The sequence below is a fragment of the Massilia sp. HP4 genome (genome assembly GCF_005222695.1).
In the GTDB taxonomy this organism is placed as follows: domain Bacteria; phylum Pseudomonadota; class Gammaproteobacteria; order Burkholderiales; family Burkholderiaceae_D; genus Telluria.
Genome location: NZ_STGG01000019.1, coordinates 1 through 22,808, shown reverse-complemented (window position 1 = coordinate 22,808; position 22,808 = coordinate 1). Strand labels below are relative to the sequence as shown.

At 65.2% G+C, this 22,808-nt stretch carries 17 protein-coding genes; 6 read left to right on the top strand and 11 right to left on the bottom strand.

The window, feature by feature from the left end; genetic code table 11:
• The coding region (locus E8M83_RS09745) for an AraC family transcriptional regulator (protein ID WP_137173172.1) at positions 1 to 1,232 on the top strand (1,232 nt) is incomplete at its 5' end.
• A 3-nt stretch (positions 1,233 to 1,235) separates the two neighbouring features.
• Complete coding sequence (locus tag E8M83_RS09740; protein ID WP_137173171.1) at positions 1,236 to 2,804, top strand: glycoside hydrolase; 1,569 nt, start codon at positions 1,236 to 1,238, stop codon at positions 2,802 to 2,804.
• A gap of 39 nt (positions 2,805 to 2,843) precedes the next feature.
• Here the strand turns inward: E8M83_RS09740 and E8M83_RS09735 are convergent, their stop codons facing one another.
• Complete coding sequence (locus tag E8M83_RS09735; RefSeq protein ID WP_137173170.1) at positions 2,844 to 3,737, bottom strand: LysR family transcriptional regulator; 894 nt, start codon at positions 3,735 to 3,737, stop codon at positions 2,844 to 2,846.
• A gap of 88 nt (positions 3,738 to 3,825) precedes the next feature.
• Between E8M83_RS09735 and E8M83_RS09730 the strand changes: the two genes are divergently transcribed.
• The 3 genes from E8M83_RS09730 (at position 3,826) to E8M83_RS09720 (ending at position 5,363) form a co-directional block, all read left to right on the top strand.
• Entirely contained in the window at positions 3,826 to 4,644 is an 819-nt protein-coding gene (locus E8M83_RS09730; protein ID WP_137173169.1) for an NAD(P)H-dependent oxidoreductase, read from the top strand.
• Positions 4,644 to 5,042, top strand: a complete 399-nt coding sequence (locus tag E8M83_RS09725; protein WP_137173168.1) for a nuclear transport factor 2 family protein — start codon at positions 4,644 to 4,646, stop codon at positions 5,040 to 5,042. The genes E8M83_RS09730 and E8M83_RS09725 overlap by 1 nt, the downstream gene beginning before the upstream one ends.
• A 123-nt stretch (positions 5,043 to 5,165) precedes the next feature.
• Positions 5,166 to 5,363 (top strand): hypothetical protein, encoded by a 198-nt coding sequence (locus E8M83_RS09720; protein WP_137173167.1) that lies wholly within the window; start codon positions 5,166 to 5,168, stop codon positions 5,361 to 5,363.
• Between the two features lie 6 nt (positions 5,364 to 5,369).
• Here E8M83_RS09720 and E8M83_RS09715 read toward each other — a convergent pair whose 3' ends face one another.
• From E8M83_RS09715 to E8M83_RS09690, 6 genes are read right to left on the bottom strand one after another with little or no spacing between them, the layout of a single operon-like run.
• A complete protein-coding gene (locus E8M83_RS09715; RefSeq protein WP_137173166.1) occupies positions 5,370 to 6,005 on the bottom strand; it encodes an SAM-dependent methyltransferase in 636 nt (211 codons plus the stop codon).
• A gap of 52 nt (positions 6,006 to 6,057) precedes the next feature.
• Entirely contained in the window at positions 6,058 to 7,143 is a 1,086-nt protein-coding gene (locus E8M83_RS09710; RefSeq protein WP_137173165.1) for an SGNH/GDSL hydrolase family protein, read from the bottom strand.
• Positions 7,144 to 7,189: 46 nt separating this feature from the next.
• Positions 7,190 to 10,060: a TIM-barrel domain-containing protein gene (locus E8M83_RS09705; protein WP_137173164.1), complete on the bottom strand. Its 2,871-nt coding sequence runs from the start codon at positions 10,058 to 10,060 to the stop codon at positions 7,190 to 7,192.
• Between the two features lie 38 nt (positions 10,061 to 10,098).
• Positions 10,099 to 11,778 carry a DUF5597 domain-containing protein gene (locus tag E8M83_RS09700; protein ID WP_137173163.1) on the bottom strand — a complete coding sequence of 560 codons (1,680 nt, stop codon included), beginning with the start codon at positions 11,776 to 11,778 and terminating at the stop codon, positions 10,099 to 10,101.
• 32 nt (positions 11,779 to 11,810) lie between these two features.
• A complete protein-coding gene (locus E8M83_RS09695) occupies positions 11,811 to 14,093 on the bottom strand; it encodes a glycoside hydrolase N-terminal domain-containing protein (RefSeq protein ID WP_170976757.1) in 2,283 nt (760 codons plus the stop codon).
• An 8-nt stretch (positions 14,094 to 14,101) separates the two neighbouring features.
• Positions 14,102 to 16,309: an exo-alpha-sialidase gene (locus E8M83_RS09690; protein WP_137173161.1), complete on the bottom strand. Its 2,208-nt coding sequence runs from the start codon at positions 16,307 to 16,309 to the stop codon at positions 14,102 to 14,104.
• Positions 16,310 to 16,528: 219 nt separating this feature from the next.
• Between E8M83_RS09690 and E8M83_RS09685 the strand changes: the two genes are divergently transcribed.
• Positions 16,529 to 18,109 carry an aldehyde dehydrogenase (NADP(+)) gene (locus tag E8M83_RS09685; protein ID WP_137173160.1) on the top strand — a complete coding sequence of 527 codons (1,581 nt, stop codon included), beginning with the start codon at positions 16,529 to 16,531 and terminating at the stop codon, positions 18,107 to 18,109.
• A gap of 210 nt (positions 18,110 to 18,319) precedes the next feature.
• Here the strand turns inward: E8M83_RS09685 and E8M83_RS09680 are convergent, their stop codons facing one another.
• The 4 genes from E8M83_RS09680 to E8M83_RS09665 all read right to left on the bottom strand — a co-directional run.
• On the bottom strand, positions 18,320 to 19,462 hold the full coding sequence (locus E8M83_RS09680; protein ID WP_137173159.1) for a sugar ABC transporter permease: 1,143 nt from the start codon (positions 19,460 to 19,462) through the stop codon (positions 18,320 to 18,322).
• 17 nt (positions 19,463 to 19,479) lie between these two features.
• The gene (gene xylG / locus E8M83_RS09675) at positions 19,480 to 21,003 is read right to left on the bottom strand and encodes a D-xylose ABC transporter ATP-binding protein (RefSeq protein WP_137173158.1); all 1,524 of its coding nucleotides are present in this window, start codon (positions 21,001 to 21,003) and stop codon (positions 19,480 to 19,482) included.
• An 80-nt stretch (positions 21,004 to 21,083) separates the two neighbouring features.
• Positions 21,084 to 22,049: a D-xylose ABC transporter substrate-binding protein gene (gene xylF / locus E8M83_RS09670; RefSeq protein WP_373995043.1), complete on the bottom strand. Its 966-nt coding sequence runs from the start codon at positions 22,047 to 22,049 to the stop codon at positions 21,084 to 21,086.
• A 154-nt stretch (positions 22,050 to 22,203) separates the two neighbouring features.
• The coding region (locus E8M83_RS09665) for a dihydroxy-acid dehydratase (RefSeq protein WP_170976756.1) at positions 22,204 to 22,808 on the bottom strand (605 nt) is incomplete at its 5' end.

The window sequence follows — 22,808 nt, the reverse complement described above, 5'->3', positions numbered from 1 at the left end:
TCGCGGCCAGCCTGGTGCTGGCCGCGACCGCCTATCAGCGCAGCTTTCTCGAGGTTGCGCTGCTGAGCGGCGCCGAGGATGGCCGGTCCGCCTGGCGTGTCCGTGCCGGCGTCGACGCCTCGGCCGGCGGCTCATCGCGCGTGCAGGTGCTCGACGATGGCCGGCGCCTGCGCATGGCGCTGAACGTGGCCAGCGGCACGGCCTATCCGTTTGCAGAAACCAACCTGTTCTTCCTCGGGCCGGATGGCGAACTGGCGCATGCCGACCTGACGCGCTATGCCACGGTGTCCTTCATCGCCACCTGCGCGCCGGGCAACACCCTGTCGCTGGTCGCGCCGACCTTCGAGGAAGGACTGTCGCGGCGCGACGACCTGGCCAGCTACCGTGCGCCCTCGAGCTTCTTTTCGTGCAGCGAGCAAGGCAGCCGGGTCGAACTCGACCTGACGCGCATGGAAACGCCGCAGTGGTGGTTCGCCCATGCCGGGCTGCCGCTGTCGCGCCAGGCCTACCGCCTGGACCGGGTGCCGAAACTGGCCATCGGCAGCACCTTCCAGAGCCCGCGCGATGTGCCGCTGGTGGTCGACGTCAGCGCGCTTACGCTGCATGGCCGGGACCTGTGCTGGGTGGCCGTGCCAGGCGTGGCGCTGCTGCTGGCCTGGGCCGGTTTTGGCCTGTGGTTCTTCCGCGCCCATGGGCGTGCCTTGCGCGCCGACCTCCATGACAAACTACAGAAAGACTTGCCGATCGTGGCCTACCAGCAGCTGTCCCTCGAATCGCATCGCGACCGCGAGAAGGCCGCCATCCTGCAGGCCATGGCGAGCCGCTACGACGACGCCGACCTGGACCTCGAATCCGTCGTGCAGGCGGCGGGCGTGAACCGCAACAAGGTCAACGAGATCCTCAAGGCCGAACTGGGTTTCACTTTCACCGGCTACCTGAACAAGCTGCGCCTGACCGAGGCGGCGCGGCTGCTGGCCGAAAAGGGAGCGGCGACCGTGTCCGAGATCGCCTATACGGTTGGCTACAACAACGTCTCCTACTTCAACAAGCTGTTCAAGGAGGAGTATGGGTGCACGCCGAAAGCCTTCCGCGCTTCGCTGGCCGGCGCGCCCGATGCCGCCCGGGGAGCTGACACGGGCGGCACGATTGCTTCAACTATCCGCATGGGCCACGCCGTGAAAGGCAGGGCGACGTATGCTGGGCATTCGTCCTGTTCACCCTCGGAGAGTTGAACCATGAAGCAGAAGCGCCTCTTTTACGCCGTTGTCGCGGCCATGTTCGCCCTGCCCCTGGCTGCCCTGGCGCAGCAGCGCAGCATCGACGTCGACGTCAACCAGGTCCAGGGCAAGCTCGATCGCATGTTCAACCTGTCGGTCGGCGCCGGGCGCGCCAACGAAGGCTTGCGCGCCGACTGGCAACAGCAGCTGGCAGAGATCCGGCGCGATGCGGGCTTTCGCTACATCCGCTTCCATGGCCTCTTGAGCGACGACATGGGCGTATTCAAGATCGACGCCCAGGGCAAGGAGCAGTACAACTTCCAGTACATCGACGCCCTGTTCGACTACCTGCTGAGCATTGGCATCAAGCCCTTCGTCGAACTGGGGTTCATGCCGAATGCGATGGCCAGCGGGTCCAAGACCATCTTCTGGTGGCGCGGCAATGTGACGCCGCCGCGCGACTACGCCCAGTGGGAACGGCTGGTCGAGGCGCTCACCCGCCACTGGACCGAGCGTTATGGCAAGCAGGAAGTCGCGAGCTGGTATTTCGAGGTGTGGAATGAGCCGAACCTGGACGGCTTCTGGGCTGGCACCCAGGACGAGTACTTCAAGCTGTATGCGCACGCGGCGCGCGCCGTCAGGCGCGTCGATCCGTCATACCGGGTCGGCGGCCCCGCCACCGCCGGCGCGGCCTGGATCCCCGAGATGATCGCCTATGCCGACAAGAACCGGGTGCCGCTGGACTTCGTCAGCACCCACTCATATGGCGTGGGCGAAGGCTACCTCGACGAATTCGGCACCAAGGGCACGGTGCTCGGCACCGACGATATGGCGGTCGCCAGCGATGTGCTCAAGAACCGCAGGGAGATCGCAGCGTCGACCATGCCCAGGCTCGAACTGCACTATACCGAATGGAGCTCGTCGTACACGCCCGCCGACCCGACCCACGACAGCTACCACCAGGCCGCCTACATCCTCAAGAAGCTCAAGCAGAGCAGCGGCGCGGTGCAGTCGATGTCGTACTGGGTGTTTACCGACATCTTCGAGGAACCCGGGCCGCGCTTCGAAGCCTTCCACGGCGGTTTTGGGCTGATGAACACCCAGGGCATCAAGAAGCCGGCGTATTTCGCCTACCAGTTCCTGAACCAGCTGGGCCACACCGAACTGAAGAACGCCGACAAGGATTCGTGGGCGACGGTCGACGACCAGGGCAATGCCCAGGTTCTGCTGTGGGATTACACGCACACGCTGCCGAAGGGGGTCAATAACCAGCAGTTCTTCGTCAAGGACTTGCCGCCGAAGGACAAGGGCCAGGTCGCGGTGTCCTTGCGCGGAATGAAACCCGGCGCCTATACGATGACGGTGTCCGAAGTCGGTTATCGACGTAATGACGCCTACACAGCCTATATCGGCATGGGCTCGCCCAAGCAGCTGAGCCGCGGCCAGGTAACGACGCTCAAGGGCCAGGCCACAGGCAAGCCGCAACGCCAGCAGGCCGTCACGGTAGGCGCCGACGGGCGCCTGCATACCACGATGCCGCTGCGCGAGAACGATGTCTATCTGCTGCAGTTCAGTCGGAATCGGTAAGCGTCCAGCCACCGGGCAGGTATCGAGTTTTTGGTTCTATTACATCGACGCCGATATCGTCTCCCGCAACCACTGATGCGCTGGATCCCGGTGGGAACGCTCATGCCAGAGCATGACCATCTCATACCCGGGAACGTCGACAGGTGGCTCGACGATCTGCAGCAGATTGGTACTGCGTACCAGGCGCGACGGCACCATGGCGACAAGGTCTGTACTGGCCAGGACGGACATCATGAACAAGAACTGTGGAACGGACAGCACCACCTTGCGCTTCAATCCTGCTTTTGCAAGCGCCTCGTCCGTCACGCCATAAAATCCGCCGCGATCTGGCGACACGATGACGTGCTCCAGTTCGCAAAACTCCGTCAGCGTGAGTTGCGGATGCAAGCGCGGATGACCCACTCGACCGGCGAGTACATAGCGCTCCGCGAACAGCGTCCGACGGCGTAGTCCGGGAGGCGAGCCTTCGACAGTATGGAAGGCAAGATCGATGTCACCCTGTTCCGCTTGCTTCGCAATATGTGACGGTACCAAATCCAGCACTGCAAGCCGGGTTGCCGGCGCCGCCGCCCGGAGAGCGGCCATTGCAGGTAACAGTATGGTCGACCCACTCGAGTCGGAAGCGGCGACGCGCCAGGTATGCCGGGACTCTGCCGGGTTGAACGGGCGGGCTGGCGTCACTGCGCGCTCCAACGATTCAAGGGCCTCGCGCAATGGCTGAAGTAATTCCTCAGCCCTTGCGGTGGGCTGCATTCCACGCGGCCCAGGCAGCAACAGGGGATCGTCAAAGATATCCCTCAGCTTGGCAAGATGCACGCTGACAGAAGGCTGCGAATAGTTAAGGCGACGTGCTGCCCGGGTTACATTCCGTTCAGCCAAAAGCACGTCGAGAGTGACCAGCAGATTCAGGTCAAGCTTGCGCAAATTACTCATTCTAATAGCTCGTATATGGAGAATTCATTTCCAATATACCTGACGCGAGCCTATCCTGCCCTCTCCTGCTTACGTTAAAAGATCGGTCATGAATATTCTTCTCGTCTATGCACATCCAGAGTCCAAGTCCCTGAACGGAGCGTTAAAAGACTTCGCCGTACAGCGGCTGCAAAGCGAGGGACACCTGGTGCAAGTGTCAGACCTGTACGCGATGCAATGGAAAGCCGCAGCCGATGCCGAAGACACCACCCATCGGTTATCCACGACGCGGTTCGATATTGCCTTCGAATCCAGGCACGCATTCGAAAACGGCTTTCAGAGTGAAGACATTGCCCGCGAGCAGGAGAAACTGCTGTGGGCCGATGCGGTCATTCTTCAGTTCCCGCTGTGGTGGTACTCCATGCCGGCGATCCTGAAAGGTTGGGTAGAGCGGGTATATGCTTTCGGCTTCGCCTATGGCGTTGGCGAGCATTCCGACTCACACTGGGGGGATCGCTTTGGTGAAGGCACCTTGGCCGGGAAGCGCGCCATGCTCATGGTCACAGCGGGTGGCTGGGATTCGCACTATGGTCCGCGTGGCATCAACGGTTCAATCCACGACATGCTCTACCCTATCCAGCACGGTATTCTGTTCTATCCGGGCTTCGACGTGATGCCGCCGTTCGTAGTGTATCGGGCTGGCAGTATGGATGAGAACAGGTTTACGCATATCTGCGATGAACTCGGCCAACGGTTCGACACCTTCTTCAGCGCAGACCCCATCGCGTTTCGTCCCCAGAACAAGGGTGACTACAATATTCCGGCGCTTACCTTAAGGGACGACATTCTCCCCGGCCAAACCGGGCTGTCGATACACGTCTCGGATCGCAGGGACGAGGATCTGCATATTGAATCGAGCAAGTACTGATGAAGACCACGGCAAACAAGGATCTCGTACGACGTTTTCTGAGCCACTTTGAAAATGGCGTTGCAAACGAGCTTCTTGACATGATGAGTAATGAAGCGACATGGTGGGTCAATGGCAAACCTCACGTGTTTGCTTTTGCCGGATTAAAATCCAGGGCCGAAATGCGGCCTGCCCTTGACGCGCTTTTCGCCTTCTTTGAAGGTGGATTGAGAATGGAATTGAAGAGCTTGATTGGCGAAGGCGACACCGTGGCGGTTGAAGCGCGCTCTGATGGAGTAACGAAGGGTGGGAAGCACTACGGGAACGAGTACCACATATTGTTCCGGGTTCTTCAAGGCGAGATCGTCGAAATACGGGAATACACTGACCCCATGCATGCGGTGGAGGTGCTGCGGTAATACGCTATGGCGCTCTGGCACCAGCGCGGGCCCGAATCAGTCATTCCCCAGCCTCCCCCTAAGGTAAAATCGTCTCTGCGGATCGCGCCGGTCCGCAATCACGCGGCACGAAAGGGGCTCAACATGGCAAAGAAAGAAGAGTTGGACGAGGAAACGCTGGCATTCATCCAGTGGTGTATCGAGGTGGAGGGATTCCTGGTCGCCGGCGGCGCCACCGTCAAGGAAGCCCAGGATCACATCGAGGAGCAGATCGACTGGTTCACCGACCAGTTCTACGATTCGCTCACGCCAGAAGAAGCCGCGAAGGAAGCGCTGGCCTGAAGTAAGTCAGCGCGGATAGGTGAAGCCGGTGCGGATATCCATCGGCGCCAGGCTTCCCCGGGTGCGCACCATCAGCCGCTGGGGCGGCGCTTCGCCGGCCAGCGCGCCGGGGGTGAAGGGCAATCCTTCGCCCTTGCGCACCAGCGCATCGCAGCGTTCATAGACATTCGGGCAGCCTGTCGCGGCCAGCAGCGCCTGCACGACCGGCACCTTCCACAGGTCGACGCCGCCGGCGTTGAACTGGCAGACCAGGTAGCCATCGGCGCCGCCATAGCCTTCCACGATCAGGCCCGGCAAGCCATCCTTCTCCCCATCGATCAGCTGCACCAGCGAATCCGGCCCGATCGCACGCCAGGTATCGGCACGGCGCTCGACGGCCGCCTGGACGCGGCGCTTGATGAGCGCGTGGTCGATCGCCTCGTTCTCGTTCAGCGTCCAGATCCGGGCCGCGATCTGCGACCTGGCGTTGTAGGCGGCGCGGGCGAGGAAGGCGCGCGACGACGACTGCACCAGCGCGGTGACGCCGATCTTGTTGCGCTCGTGCGGCTTGCCGTCGACTTTCTCGATGGCCGATGGGTAGATCCAGGGGTCGCCGGCAAGGATCGACTTTTCCTTGCCCTGCTTGATGGTGATGATGAGCATGTGCGGCTTTCTTGACTAAGGGCGGGATGATAGCACCGCCCATCCTGTCGCACTACCACCCCACTCGTTTACGGACAAAGGCGGTCAACAAGTCGGCATTGGCCTGGTGCTGCGCCACGCGCGGGTGCTTGCCGTAGCCGGTGAACGGGAAGAACAGCGTATCGATGCGCGCGTCGCCAGCCGTCCGCAGGTTCTTCACGGCCGCCTCGACATAGCCCGGCCAGGGCGAACCCGCCCTGGTGGCATCCATGCTGCCCAGCGCGCACACGATATACGCCTTCGGATACAGCGAGCGCACGCGCGCGACAAAGGCCTTGTAGGCCGCGATCCGCTGCGCGGCGTTCGGCTCCGGCCGCAGCTTGTGGTCACGCGCGATCAACCAGCTGTCGTTCTGCATCAGGTTCACCACCACCACGTCCGGCGTCCAGCGCGAAAAATCCCAGCGGCTGTCGTTGTCGCCGACGGCGCTCAGCTGGTCATAAAAGTCCGGCATCGTAAACGGAAACCAGCTGATCATGATCCCAATGCCGCCCTGCGACGTGAAATGCGCCTCGGCGCCGAGCTGGCGGGCGGCGATTGCGGCATACGAGCGATAGTTGTTCTTGTCCTTGCCGTGGTGATCCTCGCCGTCGTCGGGCGATTCATTGCCCATGCCGCTCGTGATCGAGTCGCCGAAGAACTCGATGCGGCGACGCGGCCTGGCCGGCGGCGGCGCCAGGCCCGCCTTGTCGTCCAGCTCGAGGCCGCGAAACACCGTAGCGCCCTCCTCGCCTTCGGTGCGCTTGGTGAGCAGCATGCGGTGCTGGCCGGGCGCGAGGCCATTGGCGACCAGATAGCGCTTCTTGCCCTTCTCGAGCTGCAGGATGATCGGCCGCTTGGTGTCGCCGTCGAGGAAGACGTTATAGAAGTTCTTGCCGTGCTGGTCGTCGAGCACGATCGCCAGCGAGGTGCCGGTGAAATTCGCCGTGACCGACGTGCCCGGCCAGCTCAGCACCGGCGCGCGCGGATCGCTGGCATCGATGCGGCCGGTGTATTGCAGGTGCTTGTGGTCGGGCGCGACCGTCTGGAACGCCCAGGCCGGCGTCAGGTGGAGCAAGCCGGCCAGCGCCAGGCTTGTCGTGTAGCGAAGGATGTTCATGGGTCTCAAGGAAACGGCCGGGCACGCGCACGCGCCCGGCCCATGGTTACAGCTTGATGCTGACCGGCTTGCCGTCGTAGACCACCGTCTTGTCGGCAGCATCCATGTCGGCCGCGGTCGACACGCCCGGCTTGATCACGCGTACGCGGAACTCGCGCTTCTCGACCATCCCCTTGTAGCGTCCGACACGCTCCCCGATCTGCACCACGCCGCTCTTGTCGTCGTAGCTGATCTGGATGCGGCTGGCTTCGCCGCGCTGGTAGCCGTTGCTCACGCCGTCGTCCTCGTACAGCGTCGCGACGCCATTGGCGCCGGCGTACACGTTGACGGTCACCGGCGCATCCGGCTTCTCGTCGACGTACTGGGTGACCGGGCCGGAGGTGATCACCGAGCCTGCCTTGACGAACAACGGCATGCGCTCGCGCGGCGCCTGGATGGTGCGGGTCGCGCCGCCCTGGTGGCGTTCGCCCGTGTGGAAGTCGTACCAGTCGGCGCCGGCCGGCAGGTAGACCTGGCGCTGGCGCGCCTTGTACTCGTACACCGGCGCCACCAGGAACGATGGCCCGAACATGTACTGGTCCTTGACGTTCCTGGCCTTGTCGTCATGCGGGAAGTCCATCGCCAGGCCGCGCATCATGGTGCCCGAGCTGTAATGGGTGTCGGCCGCGATCGTGTAAATATACGGCATCAGGCGATAGCGCAGCTTCAGCCACCACACCATATTGTCGCGCATGGCGTCGTCGCCGGCCGCGATGTTATAGATCTCGCGCTTGACGACCTCACCGTGCGAACGGAACAACGGCGTGAAGGCGCCGAACTGGAACCAGCGGTGATTCAGCTCGCGCCATTCTTCCATGTCGGCCGGATTGGCCTTGGCGCGGCTGGTGGTGCGGTTTTCCTGGGCCGAGCCGACGTCGCCGGTCTGGAACCGCACCTCTTGCGCATAGCCACCGATATCGTGGGTCCAGTTGGGGACGCCCGACATCGACATATTGGTGCCCGACGCAATCTGGTCATACAGGTTGTTCCAGCGGCCGACCGTGTCGCCGCTCCACACCGCCACCGCATTACGCTGGATGCCGGCAAAGCCCGAGCGCGACAGGATGAACTGGCGTTTATCCGGCTGGTCGCGCTTCAAGCCGTCGATCATGGCGCCGGTGCTCACCAGGCTGTAGGGGTTGAAGGTGATCTCGCCGGCGCCGTAGACGGTCGGCCCGATCAGTTCCTTGAAGTCTTCCAGGCGGCTGTTCGACAGCACGTCCGGCTCGGTATTGTCCATCCACCAGGCGTCGAAGCCCAGGTCGACCAGCTTGGTCTTCATCTGGCGATAGTAGATGTCGCGCGCTTCCTTCGTGTACGGGTCGTAGTGGCTGTTCAGGTAACCCTTGCCGACCCAGTCGCGCGATCCGTTCTCGACGTTCTTGGTCCACATATGCCCCTTGGACGCGAACTCCTTGTAGTTGTCGGTATTGGCGTAGAACTTGCCCCACACCGACAGCATGATGCGTGCATTCTGCTTGTGGACCGCGTCGACCATGCCTTTCGGGTCCGGAAAGCGCGTCTTGTCGAAGTCGTGCGAACCCCAGCCGTCCTCGGGCCAGTAGAACCAGTCCTGCACGATATTATCGAGCGGCCAGCCGCGCTTGCGGTATTCGCCCAGGGCGTCGAGCAGCTGCTGCTGGGTTTCGTAGCGCTGGCGCGACTGCCAGAAGCCATAGGCCCACTTCGGCATCATCGGCGCCTGGCCGGTCAGGTGGCGGTAGCCGGCGATTGCGCCATCCATGCTGTCGGCGCTGATCACGTGGTAGTTGATCGCCTCGGCGATCTCGGACGACATCGTCAGCGAATGGCGTTCAGGCGCGGGCAGCGGGTTGTTGTGGGTGATGGCCACCATGCCGCCCGACGGTTTCCACTCCAGGTGCAGCTTGACCGGCTTGTTCTTCTCAAAACTGACCTCGAAGTTGTGGTACCACGGGTTCCAGCCCATGCGCCACACATCCATGACTTCCTTGCCGTCCACCGTCAGCTTGGCGTAGTCCGATGAATAGAGCTGCATCTTGTGCACGCCCGGCTTGTCGCTGCTCATGGTGCCTTCCCACACCACGCGCACGTTCTTCAATTCCTTGGCCGGCTTGAGCTCCCTGGGCCAGTTCTCGTCGACGTCCTTCAGGTACTGGTAGGCGATGTCTTTCTCCTGGCGTGTCAGCGCCAGCTTGCCGTCGACGTAGTAGCGCGCGGTCAGGCCGGCCTGTTTGCCGTCCGGACTGCGCAAGACCAGGTCGCGCGACATATGGTCGTACGGCGTCGCATCGCCGAAGCGCGAGATCGAATTATTGTCCCACAAGAGGCCATAGCCCTTGTCGGATACCACGAATGGCACGGCGGCGATCATATTGTGCTGGGCCAGCAGCACGTCCTCGCCGTTGTAGTTCATCTGGTTGTTCTGGTGCTGGCCCAGGCCGTAATAGGCGTCCTGCGTTCCGTGGTTGAAGCCCTGCTTGATCGCCAGGAAAGGCTTGCCGCCCACGTTCACGGGCGTCATCGATTCCGAGGCCTGGGCCAGGAAGCGCTTGCCGGCGGCGTCGAAGAACTGGACCTGGCCATTCTTGAGCGAGACGGTGGCGGCGATCTTGCCGGCCTTGAGCTGGACGCTGTCCGCGCCGGGCGCCACGGTGAACGCACACTTGTCGGCACATGGCGTGGCCACCGTCATCAGGGACGGCGTCAGGGTCTTGTCGGCCTGGGCGAGCTTCACCACCTGGATGATGTTGTCGCTCATGAGGTTCAGGCGCACCACCTTGGCGCCGCTGTCGGGCCGCACCTCGATGCCGGTGCCGGTCTGCTGGAAGGTGCCCGCATGGGCCTGCAGCCCGGCGGTCAAGAACAGCACCGCGGCTGCTACCTGTGTCTTTCTCATACCCGTACGCATTTGTAAATCTCCTGTCTTCATCGTTGTCATTCCTGGTAAGTCCCGAGCCTGACCTTCAGCACCACCGGCGTCGCCGGCAGGTTCAGGCCATAATCGGTCTGGTCGCCGTTCCAGTTGCGCTCCATGACCCAACGGCCATCGGCGTCGAAACGGCCCTGCTCCACCCGCGCCAGGAGCGAAGGCTTGCCCGCGTTCGGGCCATTCGGTGCAAACTTCACCCGAGCCTGCTGGCCGACGAGCACGAATTCGTCCTCGCCGACCTGGGCGAAAGACACGCCGCCGTTCGGTTTTTCGGTACCCGACTGGTACTCGCTCTTGTCCTTCAGGTACTGGCGCTCGCCGAACTGGAACTCGCGGAACGACACGGTCGCTTTCCAGCCCTTGAAGGCAACGGCCTGTTCGGCGCGGTCGTCGCCCTCGGCCACGCCTTGCGTGCGGCCCTCGAAGGCCCAGCGCGCCCACTGGCGCTGCATCGGCGCGAAGGCGCCGTACACGGTGGCGAACGGCTCGACCATGCGGCGGTCGGTGAACTTCGCGCCGAGCGGGTAGTTGCTGTACTCGAAGTAATCAAGCCCGAACGGCGCCACGCCCAGCGCGCCCATGCCGAAGGCCTGGTAGACGTAGCGCGCATAGCCGGGCGCGTTGCCCATCTCGGGCACCATCAAGGCATTGTCTGGCCGCTGATAAGACTTCAGGATTGCGCTCACCTTGCTCGACTCGGGCATATAGATGTCGGGCGCCGCCAGGTCGATGTGCGGCGCGGCCGCTTTATAGATGTCGATCACGTCATAGGTCGGGCCGCCGCTGGCGAAGTTGCCCTTCCATGGCGCGGCCGGCTTGCCGTCGACCGAGGGCTCGCGCAGGGCCGCGTTGACGAACATCGGCAGGTCGTAGACCGCGCGCCCCGCTTTGGCGATAGCCTCGATATAGCTGGCGATGGCCCATGAATGGAAGTACTGGTCGGCATAGTCGCCATACACCTGGCGCCAGCTACCCTGGGTCGCGCCGGCCACCTTCGGCTTCTGGCGCGCCAGCACCGCGGCCGGCACCGGCTGCCGGAACGCCGCCTCGGCGCGCTCGCCGAAATCCCGCGCGACGCCATACGTGCCGACCTCGTTCTCGACCTGCACCATGATCACGGTGCGGTGGCCGCTGTCGATCTTCTTGATGTGCTCCATCATCTTGACGAAGGCGCGGCGGTCGGCCGCCAGGGTCTCTTCGCCGAACGGCGAATGACTGTAGACCGTCTTGCCGTCCTTGTCCTTCATGCGCGGGAAGCGCCGGTTGTCGAACTTGACCCACTGCGGCAGATAGCCCGGTCCCGTGTTCTTCCAGGTCCCGAACCACACGATCACGAGTCGGAAATCGTTTTCACGAGCCTGTTTGACAAGGACGTCGAGGAAGCTGAAATCGAATTCCCCTTCCTTCGGCTCGACCTGCTCCCACGCGATCGGCATCTCGAGGGTATTCGCCTGCGCATCCTTGAGCGCGGCCCAGACCTTGGGCAGCGCCGCCGGATAATTGCTGGAGTTGTGCGCCTGCCCGGCCAGCATCAGGAACGGCGCACCGTCCACCATCAGGGCGTGGCGGCCATCCTTTTCGACGAGGCGCGGCAGCTCGGGGGCCGCAGTATCCGCGACTGCGCCGGCGCTTGCCAGCAACAGGCAAAGGGAGCCTAGTCGGCGCGCGATCTGGTTCAGGGTCATGCTGGTCGTCTCCTTGGTTGTCGTTCTTGTCGTTAGCGGAACTGCGCCGCGTCCAGCGCGCGGCCCTGGCCTTTTGCCAGCGCGATCTCGATCAGCTTCGCGCCATACCGAATCTTGACCGGGCCGCCGTCTCCCGCCACCGCACGGATGGTTGCGGCTTGCAGGCGGCCGCCGGCCCAGCGCAGGTCGATTTCATAGCCGCCACGTGCGCGCAATCCCTTGACCGAGCCAGTGGGCCAGTGCGATGGCAGTGCCGGCAGCAGGTGAAGCTCGCCGCCCTGCGATTGCAGCAGCATCTCGGCAATGGCGGCGGTGGCGCCGAAATTGCCGTCGATCTGGAATGGCGGGTGCGCATCGAGCAGGTTCGGATAGGTGCCGCCGGCGTTGTTATGTTCCGAGAAGATGCCGGCCTGCTCGGCCGCGCGCGCGCCTGGCGCCGCCAGCAGGCCGCGCAGCATCCGATAGGCCCGGTCGCCATCGTGCAGCCGGGCCCAGAACGCCATCTTCCAGGCCATCGACCAGCCGGTGCCGGCGTCGCCGCGGGCTTCCAGGGTGCGGCGCGCCGCCCGCGCCAGTTCGGGCGTCCGTACCGGATCGATCTGCCGCCCCGGGAACAGCGCGAACAAATGCGACACATGACGGTGGGTGTCTTTCGGCGTGTCGAGCACCGGGTCTTGTTTCTCGTCCAGCCATTCGAGCAGCTGGCCCCAGCTGCCGATGCGCGGGCCGGCCAGCCGGTCGCGCATGCCGGCCAGAAGCGTGCGCAGTTCCGGATCGACCTGCAGGATGCCGGCCGCCTCCACCGTGTTGTTGAACAGGTCCCACACGATCTGCTGGTCATAGGCCACGCCATCCTCGACCGGGCCGTGCTCGGGCGACCAGCCCTGCGGCGCGACCAGGCGCCCGTCGGGCAGTTCCTTCAGGTAGTCCTGCCAGAAGGCGCTGGCTTCCTTCATCATCGGATAGGCCACCTCGCGCAGGAAGCGTGCGTCGCGCGTGAAGGCATAGTGCTCCCAGAAGTGCTGGGCATACCAGGCGTTGCCGGTCTTGTTCCACAGGTAGCCCATGGCGCCGAACGGGTTCGATTCGGTGCGCAGGGTCCAGCCGCGCACCGGCTTGCCATCGGCGCGCCGGAACTCGTCGGCCGTGGCCTGCCGCCACACGGGCGCCATGCCGTTCACGAAATCGAAGAAAGGCTCGGCCAGCTCGCCCAGGTTGGTCACCTCGGCCGGCCAGTAATTCATCTGGAGATTGATGTTCGTGTGGTAGTCCGAATTCCACGGCGGCGTGAGATTGTTGTTCCACAGGCCCTGCAGATTGGCCGGGAGCGAGCCGCGCGAGCTGGACGCCAGCAGGTAGCGGCCGTACTGGAAGTACTGGGCCTCCAGTTCCGGATCGCCGCCCTCTGTCGTGTAGGCCAGCAGGCGCGCATCGGTTGCCAGCTGCCGGCGCGCGGCCGGCGTCTCTCCCAGGTCGATCGCGACGCGCTTGAACAGGCGCTGGAAATCGTCTTCATGCTCGGCGCGCAGCAACTGCACCGGTCGCGCCGCTGCCTTGTCCACTTGGCCGGTCACGCGCGCCAGCGGGTGTTCACCCTCGAAACGACGCGCGGCATCGAGCACATAGCTGGTGCCGGCGCCAAGGATCAAGGTCAGCCCATCGGCGCCGGCGAACGTGATCCGCTTGCCATCTTCCATCAGCTTGCCGCCCTCGTTCACCACCTGCACCTGGCTGGCGTAGGACATGACGTTGCCGCTCGCTGCCTGGCCCGGCAGCGCAAATCCCTTGAGCGTGCCCGAGGCATGCAGGCGCTTGTTCGATACCGAGAGCCTGGCGCCGTGGCGGTCGGTCAGCGACACGGCGCCGGTGTACTGGCCCGGCCGGTCGGCGGTGAGGCGCAGCACGATCACCTGCGACGGATAACTGGCCCAGGCTTCGCGCGTATAGCGCACGCCCCGGTGCGTGTAGCTCACGGTGTGCACGCCGCGCTCCAGGTCGAGCGTGCGACGGTAGTCGGTCACCCCCTCTTGATGGCCCGGCAGCTCGACGAACAGGTCGCCGAAGGGCTGGAAGGCGCCCATGGTCTTGTCGTCGCCGGTCCACAGGGTGATGTCGTTGAACTGCAAGTGCTCGCGGCCGGGCTGGCCGAACACCATGGCGCCGATGCGGCCGTTGCCGATCGGGAGCGCCTCTTTCTCCCAGCCCTGGTCGTTGTCCTGCGCCGGCCGGTCATAGCGCAGCACCATCCCGGGCGCGGCGGCGCTCATCGAGGCGAATGCGAAGGCAAAGGCGCCGAACGCCAGGCGCAAGCTCATGCAACGGATCATGTCGGTCCTGGCCTTCCATAGACGATGCCGCGGCCGGCGGTGCTCATATACACCACGCCGAAGCGGTTCATGTCGCCGACGATGAAGTGGCCGTCGCCCGGGCCGCCATACTGGTGGGCGTCGTCGTTGATGCGCTGCCAGCTGCGGCCCAGGTCGAGCGAGCGATACACACCGCGCACGCCGCCGACGCTGCCCCAGATGTACACCGTTGGCTCCACCTTGCCTGGCGCGGCCTTGCCGAATCCGACCGCGCCACAATAGCCGACGCCGGCCACCGGCGCGAAGCTGGCGCCCCCATCGAGCGAGCGCACCAGGCCACCGTCCTTGAGCGCCACCCACAGCTCGCCTTCGCGGCCCGGCAAGGCGCGGATCAAGCGCGAGCCGCCCGCCGGCAGGCTGGCGCGCGCCTTGAAGCTCGCGCCGGCGTCGAGACTGACCATCAAGGCCTTGTCGTCATAGGCGTAGAACACCTTCGGGTTGACCGGATCGGCGACGGCGCGCAGCCTGCTGCCCTCGAGTCCCGCTACCCGCGTCCAGCTGGCGCCTTCGTCGGTCGACCGGTACAGGACCGATGCCCCCTGCGGGCTGTGCACCAGGGTCGCGCCATCGCTCGACATCGCCACCTGGCCGCGCTTGCCCTGCAGCGCCGCCGCCCGGGTCCAGGTCAGGCCGCCGTCGCGCGTGACGAGCATCGCGTCGCCCACGCGGACCAGGCTGCCGGGCCGGCGCGCCGCGCCATCGAGTCCGGTAGTGGTGCCGATCTCGGGCCGGTGGATGCGACCGGGCCGCGCCGGATCGTCGTGCACGAAGCCGTCGTAGTCGCCGATGGCCGACACCAGCGGCGCGCCCGGCATGCTCACCAGGCCAAGCGGTACCGTCTCTTCGAGGCCCTTGACCGTGAAGGTCCAGGTAGCGGGAACGGCATCGATATCGGCCGTGCGGAACACGCCGTTGCCCGAGGTGACCCAGACCGCGCGCGGGTCGAGCGGATCGAATTGAACCGAACCCGCCCAGTGGATCGCATGGCCTTCCAGCCAGGGCACGCCGGCCGCATCGCGCCTGAAACCGCGCGCGATGACGTCGACCCAGTTGGCGCCGGCGTCATGCGACACGAAGATGCGGTCGCCCCGTGCATCACCCTGGGCGATGAAGGTGTTGATGGTGGAGACCACCAGCCGTCTCGGGTTGCGCGGGTCCACGCTGACGCCGGCGAAGGGCCGGGTCCAGCCCACGGGCGTGACGTTGCGCCAGGCGTCGCCGCCGATATCGTACTGCCACACCTGGCCGCGATCGACCGGTTCGGTGCCGCCCTTGTCTGGATGCGGGCCGGCGCCGTTGGCATAGGCGATATAGAGCTTGCCGGCGCCGTCGAAGGCAGCGCGCTGCGGCATCAGGCCGGCCGGCGCCCCGCTCACCGGCGCGAAGCTGGCGCCGGCATCGTCGCTGCGGTACAGGTTCGGGCCCACGCTGCCAAAGCGCGACACGCCAACGAACAGCCGCTGCGCGCGACCGTCTTTCACGCTGGCGGGATCCGGCAGCACGATGTTCAGGCCGACGTCGTTCGGCGTCGCGGTCACCGGCAGCGCCGTATTGCGCTGCCAGGTCTTGCCGCCGTCGCCGCTTTCGAACAGGCCGTCGCGGCGCGAGCCCAGATACAGCCGCTTGGCCGCGCCGGGATCGACGGCCAGGCGTTCGCCGCTTTGGCGCCCGAAGCCGTTGCCATGGGTCTTGAACTGGGCGCTGACGTCAATGGTCTCGAAGGTCTTGCCGTAATCGGTCGAGCGCAGGATGGCGCTGCGGCCGTCGTTCAGGTACGCGATCCCGGCCAGCAGCCAGAGATTGGCCGCATTATCCGGGTCGATCGCCAGTGCATCGATGCCGAGCAGGCCGGTCTGGTCCTCGCCCACCCAGTCGAGCAGCGGCGTCCAGCGGCCCTCCTTCGCGCTCCAACGGTAGGCGCCGCCGACATCGGTGCGCGCGTAGGCGATGCCCGGTTCGCTGCGGCTGGGGACGATGGCGGTCACGAAGCCGCCGCCACCGATGGCGACGCTGTCCCAGGCATAGCTGGCGCCGGACGGGCTACTACCCGCGGCGCGGGCGCCTTGCGGCACCGCGAGTGCGACGGTCGTGGCGGCGACTGCGACGCAGGCGGCCGCAACCACTACCACGTACGCGCCGAGTCGGCGCGCGATCGTGGTACGCATGATGTCTCCTGCTCATATTTATTATTGGCTTGCTGGCAACCATGCTAATCAATACAGGGGTCGCGTGCAACAAAAATGTTCGCGCTAACAGAAAACGTTATCATTCGGGCTGAATGTTTTATTCGCGAGCGACGGCGCAGCAGGCCTGGGCACTGTTTGATTGCGCATGACATCCATGCCCCACAGGCAAGCCCATCAATTATTACAAGGAATCCCACCATGAATATCAGCGGCGAAATGATCATCGGCCACCAGATCGTGCACGGCAGCGCCGGCAGCGCGCATGCCTTCGACCCGGCACGCAAGGAGCAGCTGGAACCGGCCTTCGGGCTGGCGACAGCAGACGACCTGGCCCGCGCCTGCGACCTGGCCGATGCCGCCGTCGAACCCTATCGCGCCCTGCCGCTCGAGCAGCGTGCGCGCTTCCTGGAGGCGATCGCCCAGCAGATCCTCGACCTCGGACCGATCCTGGTCGAACGCGCCTCGCAGGAGAGCGGCTTGCCGGCGGCCCGCCTCGAAGGTGAACGCGGCCGCACGGTGAACCAGCTGCGCCTGTTCGCCAAGGTGGTCCGCGACGGTCACTTCCTGGAGGCGACGCTCGATTCGGCCCTGCCCGAGCGCACCCCGCCGCGCCCGGACCTGCGCATGCGCAAGATCCCGGTCGGGGCGGTCGCCGTCTTCGGCGCCAGCAACTTCCCGCTCGCGTTCTCGGTCGCGGGCGGCGATACCGCCTCGGCGCTGGCAGCCGGCTGCCCGGTCGTGGTCAAGGCCCACAACGGCCACCTCGGCACATCTGAACTGGTGGGCAAGGCGGTGCTGAAGGCGGCGCTCGATTGCGGCATGCCCGAGGGCGTGTTCTCGCTGCTGATCGGCGAAGGCAACCAGATCGGCGCCGACCTGGTGAGCCATCCGGCGATCCGCGCCGTCGGCTTCACCGGTTCGCGCCGCGGCGGCCTGGCGCTGGCCCAGATCGCGGCCAAGCGCAAGGAACCGATTCCCGTGTACGCCGAGATGAGCAGCATCAATCCGGTCTATCTGCTGCCCGGCGCCCTGGCGTCTGGCGGCGCCAGATTGGCCGGCGCCTTCGTCGACTCGCTGACGCTGGGCGTCGGCCAGTTCTGCACCAATCCGGGCCTGGCGATCGGCCTGGCCGGCCCGCAGTTCGACGCCTTCCGCGACGCCGCCGCGGCAGCCCTGCAACTCAAGCCGGCCGGCACCATGCTCACCGCCGGCATCCACCAGGCCTATGACTCGGCGACGGCCAAACGCGCCGGCGTGAGCGGCGTGCAGCTGGTGGCCAACGGCAGCCTCGAAGGCCCGGGCTGCGCCGCGCGCGCCGCGCTGTACCAGTGCGACGCCGCGACCTTCTTGGCCAATCCGGCGCTCGAAGAAGAGATCTTCGGACCGGTGTCGCTCTTGATCGCCTGCGCCAACCAGGACGAGATCCTGGCCGTGACGCGCCATCTGGAAGGCCAGCTGACCGCCACCGTGCACGCTGTCGAGAGCGACCACGCATTGGCCGGCGCCCTGCTGCCGCTGCTGGAGCGCAAGGTGGGCCGGATCCTGTTCAACGGCTTCCCGACCGGCGTCGAAGTCGCCTATGCGATGGTGCATGGCGGGCCATTCCCGGCCACGTCCGACCCGCGCAGCACCTCGGTCGGCGCCACGGCGATCGAGCGCTTCCTGCGTCCGGTGTGCTACCAGGACGTGCCGGCCGGCCTGCTGCCTGAAGCGCTCAAGGATGGCAATCCGCTCGGGATCGTGCGCCTGGTGGATGGCGAACTGAGCTTGCCGAAGTAAGAGCCTATCCCGGTAGGTGGGGAGAAGCTCATGGCGACATGCGCGTAGGCGATGCATGGCGAGCGTGGGCAAGGCGCGAGGAGGCCGCATGGCGAGCCATGCAACGACGAGCAACGCAGCACACGCCAGCCAGGCGCGCCAGGAGCGACTCCCACCTACCGGCATAGGCTCTAAGTGACCTGGCCGGGCCTGCGCCCGGCCATTTGCAGCTCAGCGCGTACCGCTGCGCGTCGCCACGTCCAGCCACACGGCCAGCGTCAGGATCAGTCCCTTGACGATCATCTGCCAGTAGGCGTCGACGTCGAGCATCGACATGCCGTTATCGAGACTGGCCATCACCAGCGCGCCGACCAGGGCGCCGTGCACGGTGCCGGCGCCGCCGCGCATCGAGGTGCCGCCGATGAAGCAGGCCGCGATCACGTCCAGCTCGGCCGACGCGCCAGCCGACGGCGAACCCGCCGCCAGGCGCGCGGTATTGATCAGGCCCGCCAATGCGCACATCAGGCCCATCAGGCCGAAGATCCACAACTTGACCTTGCGCACGTCGATACCCGACAGGCGGGTCGCCTCCATATTGCTGCCCACCGCATAGATGCGGCGGCCGAACACGGTCTGCTTCGCGATATAGCTGAACGCACCCAGCAGGAACAGCAGGATCAGCACCGGCAGCGGAATGCCTTCATAGCTGTTGAAGGTGGAGATCAGCCCGGCCAGCACCGCCCCTGCCAGCGCCACCCTGAACACCGAGCGCCACATCGCGATCACCGGCAAGCCGTGGCGCGCCGCGTTGACCCGCTGGCGCCAGGCCAGCACGCCGGCCAGGGCGAACAGCAGCAGGCCGAGGGCGATGCCCCAGCTTGGCGGCAGATAGGCCTGGCCCAGCTGCTCCATGCCGGGCGACACCGGCGCCACGGTGGCGCCGTCGGTCAGGCCCAGCACCACGCCACGGTAGGCCAGCATGCCCCCGAGGCCGACAATGAAGGACGGTATGCCCGCATACGCCGTCAGGTAGCCGTTGAGGAAGCCGCACATCAGGCCCGCGCCCAGCACCACCGCGATCGACAGCGGCAGCGGCATGCCGTGGGTGACGTCGAGCACCGCCGCCATCCCGCCCAGCAAGCCCAGGAGCGAACCGATCGACAGGTCGATCTCGCCGGCGATGATGACGAACACCATGCCGCAGGCGAGGATGCCGGTGATCGACATCTGGCGCATCAGGTTCGACAGGTTGCGCGCCGAGGTGAAGCCGCCATCGGTCTTGAAATGGAAGAAGGCCCAGATCAGGGCGATAGCCACCAGCAGCGCAAGGATTTTATATTGCGTGAACAGTCGCTTGAGTGTCGTTGTATCCATGGGATTCGCTTCGCTTGTCACGGCTGGCCCAGGGCGGCGGCCAGCACCGTCTCCTGGTCCAGGCCATCGTTGATGAATTCTCCGCCCAGCCTGCCCTCGCGCATCACCAGCACGCGGTCGGACACGCCCAGCACTTCGGCCAGCTCGGACGAGACCATGACGATGGCGATGCCCTGGGCCGCCAGCTCCAGCATGAGGCGGTAGATCTCGAACTTGGCGCCGACGTCGACGCCGCGGGTCGGCTCGTCGAGGATCAGCACCCTGGGGCCGGTCAGCAGCATCCGTGCCAGCACCGCTTTCTGCTGGTTGCCGCCCGAGAGCGCCGTGATCGGCAGCGCGGGGCTGGCCGTCTTGAGCGCCAGGCGCGCGATCTGCCCCTGCACCGCGCTGGTTTCTTCGCCATCGTCGATGCGGGTCAGGTGGGCATAGCGCTGCAGCACCGACAAGGTGATGTTCTCGCCCACCGACAGGTCGCGCACGATGCCGTGGTGCTTGCGGTCCTCGGGCACCAGCGCGAAGCCGGCGCGGATCGCCTTCAAGGGCTCCGAGGTGTCGACTTTTCGCCCTTCCAGCCACACTTCGCCCTCGTGCCGTCCCGGATACGCGCCGAAGATCGCCGTCACCAGCTCGGTGCGGCCGGCGCCGACGATGCCGGCGATGCCCAGGATCTCGCCGCGCCGTACCGAAAACGACACGTCGTCCACCTTCTTGCGGCGCGGATTCTCGGGGTCGTAGCAGCTGATGTGGCGCGCTTCCATCACCACGTCACCGATGTCATGGGCCAGCGTCGGATACATCTGGTTCATCTCGCGCCCGCACATCTGGGCGATGATGCGCTCGACGCTCATCTGCGGCATCGGCGTGGTGGCGATGTGCTTGCCGTCGCGGATGACGACGATGGTGTCGCAGATCGCAGCGACTTCTTCCAGCTTGTGCGAGATATAGACGCAGGCCACGCCGCGCGCCTTCAGGTCGCGCACGGTCTGCAGCAACACATCGATCTCGGAGGCGCTCAGCGATGCCGACGGTTCGTCGAGGATCAGCAGGCGCGCATTCTTGTTCAGCGCCTTGCCGATCTCGATCAGCTGCTGGTGCCCGCCCCCATAATGCTTCACCGGCAGCGCCACGTTCACGTCCGGTAGCCGCAGCCCATTCAGGATCCCGGCGGCGCGCCGGTTCATGGCCGGATAGTCCAGGCGCCCGCCGGGCAAGGTGATCTCGTTCCCCAGGAAGATGTTCTCGGCCACCGTCAGCTCGGGCACCAGCATCAGCTCCTGGTGGATGATGATGATGCCGGCGTCCTCGGTCTCGCGCACCGAGCGCGCGCGCAGCGCCTGGCCGTCCCACAGGATCTCGCCATCCCAGCTGCCGTGCGGGTAGACCGCCGACAGCACTTTCATCAGGGTCGACTTGCCGGCCCCGTTCTCGCCGCACAGGCCGACGCACTCGCCCGGCCGGATCGCCAGGTCGATGCCGTCCAGCGCGGCCACCCCACCGAATCGCTTGGCGATTCCCTTCATTTCAAGCAGATAGCCCGACATCGCACCACTCTACAAGGCGTGAAAAAGCCCCGGCCCGCGCGCGCGGGCTCGAGGAAAGGAGAGATCGGATCGAGCGCTGGCTACTTGCCGGCCAGCTGTCCCTGGGTATAGAAACCGTCCTTGACCAGCAGGTCGACGTTGGACTTCGTGAGCGGAATCGGCTTGAGCAGCACCGTGCTGACCTGCTTGAAACCGTTGTTGATCTGCGCGTTATAGGCCGGCTTCTCGTTGCGAACGAGTTGCACCGCCAGGGTAGCGGCGCTGGTGGCGATGGTTTTCAGGGGCTTGTAGACGGTCATCGACTGGGTGCCGGCGATGACGCGGCGCACCGCGGCCAGGTCGGCGTCCTGGCCCGAGACCGGCACCTTGCCGGCCAGCTTCTGCGCCGCCAGTGCCTGGATCGCGCCGCCGGCGGTGGCGTCGTTCGACGCGACCACGGCGTCGATCCTGTTGCCATTAGCGGTCAGCGCGTTCTCGACGATGGACATCGCCTCGGACGGGCTCCAGTCCTTGACCCACTGGCGGCCGACCACCTTGATATCGCCCTTGTCGATCAGCGGCTGCAGCACCTTCATCTGGCCTTCGCGCAGCATCTTGGCATTGTTGTCGGTCGGCGCCCCGCCCAGCAGGTAGTAATTCCCTTTCGGTTTGAGGCCGACGATCGCCTGGGCCTGCAGCTCGCCCACCGCCGTGTTATCGAACGAGATATAGGCGTCGACATCCGCATTGAGGATCAGGCGGTCGTACGACAGCACCTTGATCTTGGCCTTCCTGGCTTCGCGGATCGCATTGTTCAGGACCGTGGCGTTATACGGCACGATCACCAGCACGTCGACCCCGCGCGAGATCAGGTTCTCGATCTGGGCCATCTGGCGCTGCTCGCTGGCGTCGGCCGACTGCACATAGACCTTGGCGCCGAGCTTTTCGGCGGCCCCGATGAAGTAGTCGCGATCGCGCGTCCAGCGCTCGAGCCGCAGGTCGTCGATCGAGAAACCGATCTTGGGATTCTTCGCGTCCGCCATGCTCGGTGCGGATGCGAACAGCATTGCACAACCGAGTCCGATGGCGATACCCATCTTCGTGATGCCATGTTTCATTGCTTGTCTCCTGTTTTTTATCGGCGCAGCGACCTTGCCGCCAGCGTCGTATTGACATTTTGCTCAAGAATTGACGTTAGCGCTACCCCCGGATCCTTCCATGTCAGTGATTATGGCGTGGCATATCGTGCGCCACGCCCCGGTAAGGCAAGGCCAGTTCCATGCAGGCGCCCCGATGCAACTGGCCGACCGTGGCGCGGTAGATCTCCTGCCACGGCGTCTGGCTGGCGGGAATCGCCGGCGGCGTTTCCTGCTTGCGTGCTTCCAGCTCTTCATCCGACAGCTTCACGTCGCAGCGACCGTGGTTCAGGTCCACCCGGATCACGTCGCCGGTGCGCAGCAGCGCCAGGTTGCCGCCGGCCGCGCTTTCGGGCGAGGCATTCAGGATCGATGGACTGTCCGAGGTGCCCGACTGGCGGCCGTCACCCAGGGTCGGCAGGTTCATGATGCCTTCCTTGATCAGGTGGTCGGGCGGCTGCATATTGACCACCTCGGCCGAACCGGGCCAGCCGACCGGGCCGGCGCCGCGGATCACCAGCATCGTGTACTCGTCGATGCCCAGGCTCGGATCGTTGATCCGGTGGTGGTAGTCGTCCGAGCCGTCGAACACGACCACCTTGCACTCGAAGCAGTTCTCGTGGCCCGGATTGGCCAGATAGCGCGCGCGGAAGGCCGGCGAGATCACGCTGGTCTTCATGATCGCGAAGT

Excerpts from the sequence above, each read along its gene's own strand:
- E8M83_RS09740 (WP_137173171.1), top strand. The coding sequence starts at position 1,236 with ATGAAGCAGAAGCGCCTCTTTTACGCCGTTGTCGCGGCCATGTTCGCC.
- E8M83_RS09735 (WP_137173170.1), bottom strand. The coding sequence starts at position 3,737 with ATGAGTAATTTGCGCAAGCTTGACCTGAATCTGCTGGTCACTCTCGAC.
- E8M83_RS09730 (WP_137173169.1), top strand. The coding sequence starts at position 3,826 with ATGAATATTCTTCTCGTCTATGCACATCCAGAGTCCAAGTCCCTGAAC.
- E8M83_RS09725 (WP_137173168.1), top strand. The coding sequence starts at position 4,644 with ATGAAGACCACGGCAAACAAGGATCTCGTACGACGTTTTCTGAGCCAC.
- E8M83_RS09720 (WP_137173167.1), top strand. The coding sequence starts at position 5,166 with ATGGCAAAGAAAGAAGAGTTGGACGAGGAAACGCTGGCATTCATCCAG.
- E8M83_RS09715 (WP_137173166.1), bottom strand. The coding sequence starts at position 6,005 with ATGCTCATCATCACCATCAAGCAGGGCAAGGAAAAGTCGATCCTTGCC.
- E8M83_RS09710 (WP_137173165.1), bottom strand. The coding sequence starts at position 7,143 with ATGAACATCCTTCGCTACACGACAAGCCTGGCGCTGGCCGGCTTGCTC.
- E8M83_RS09705 (WP_137173164.1), bottom strand. The coding sequence starts at position 10,060 with ATGAGAAAGACACAGGTAGCAGCCGCGGTGCTGTTCTTGACCGCCGGG.
- E8M83_RS09700 (WP_137173163.1), bottom strand. The coding sequence starts at position 11,778 with ATGACCCTGAACCAGATCGCGCGCCGACTAGGCTCCCTTTGCCTGTTG.
- E8M83_RS09695 (WP_170976757.1), bottom strand. The coding sequence starts at position 14,093 with ATGAGCTTGCGCCTGGCGTTCGGCGCCTTTGCCTTCGCATTCGCCTCG.
- E8M83_RS09690 (WP_137173161.1), bottom strand. The coding sequence starts at position 16,309 with ATGCGTACCACGATCGCGCGCCGACTCGGCGCGTACGTGGTAGTGGTT.
- E8M83_RS09685 (WP_137173160.1), top strand. The coding sequence starts at position 16,529 with ATGAATATCAGCGGCGAAATGATCATCGGCCACCAGATCGTGCACGGC.
- E8M83_RS09680 (WP_137173159.1), bottom strand. The coding sequence starts at position 19,462 with ATGGATACAACGACACTCAAGCGACTGTTCACGCAATATAAAATCCTT.
- xylG (WP_137173158.1), bottom strand. The coding sequence starts at position 21,003 with ATGTCGGGCTATCTGCTTGAAATGAAGGGAATCGCCAAGCGATTCGGT.
- xylF (WP_373995043.1), bottom strand. The coding sequence starts at position 22,049 with ATGCTGTTCGCATCCGCACCGAGCATGGCGGACGCGAAGAATCCCAAG.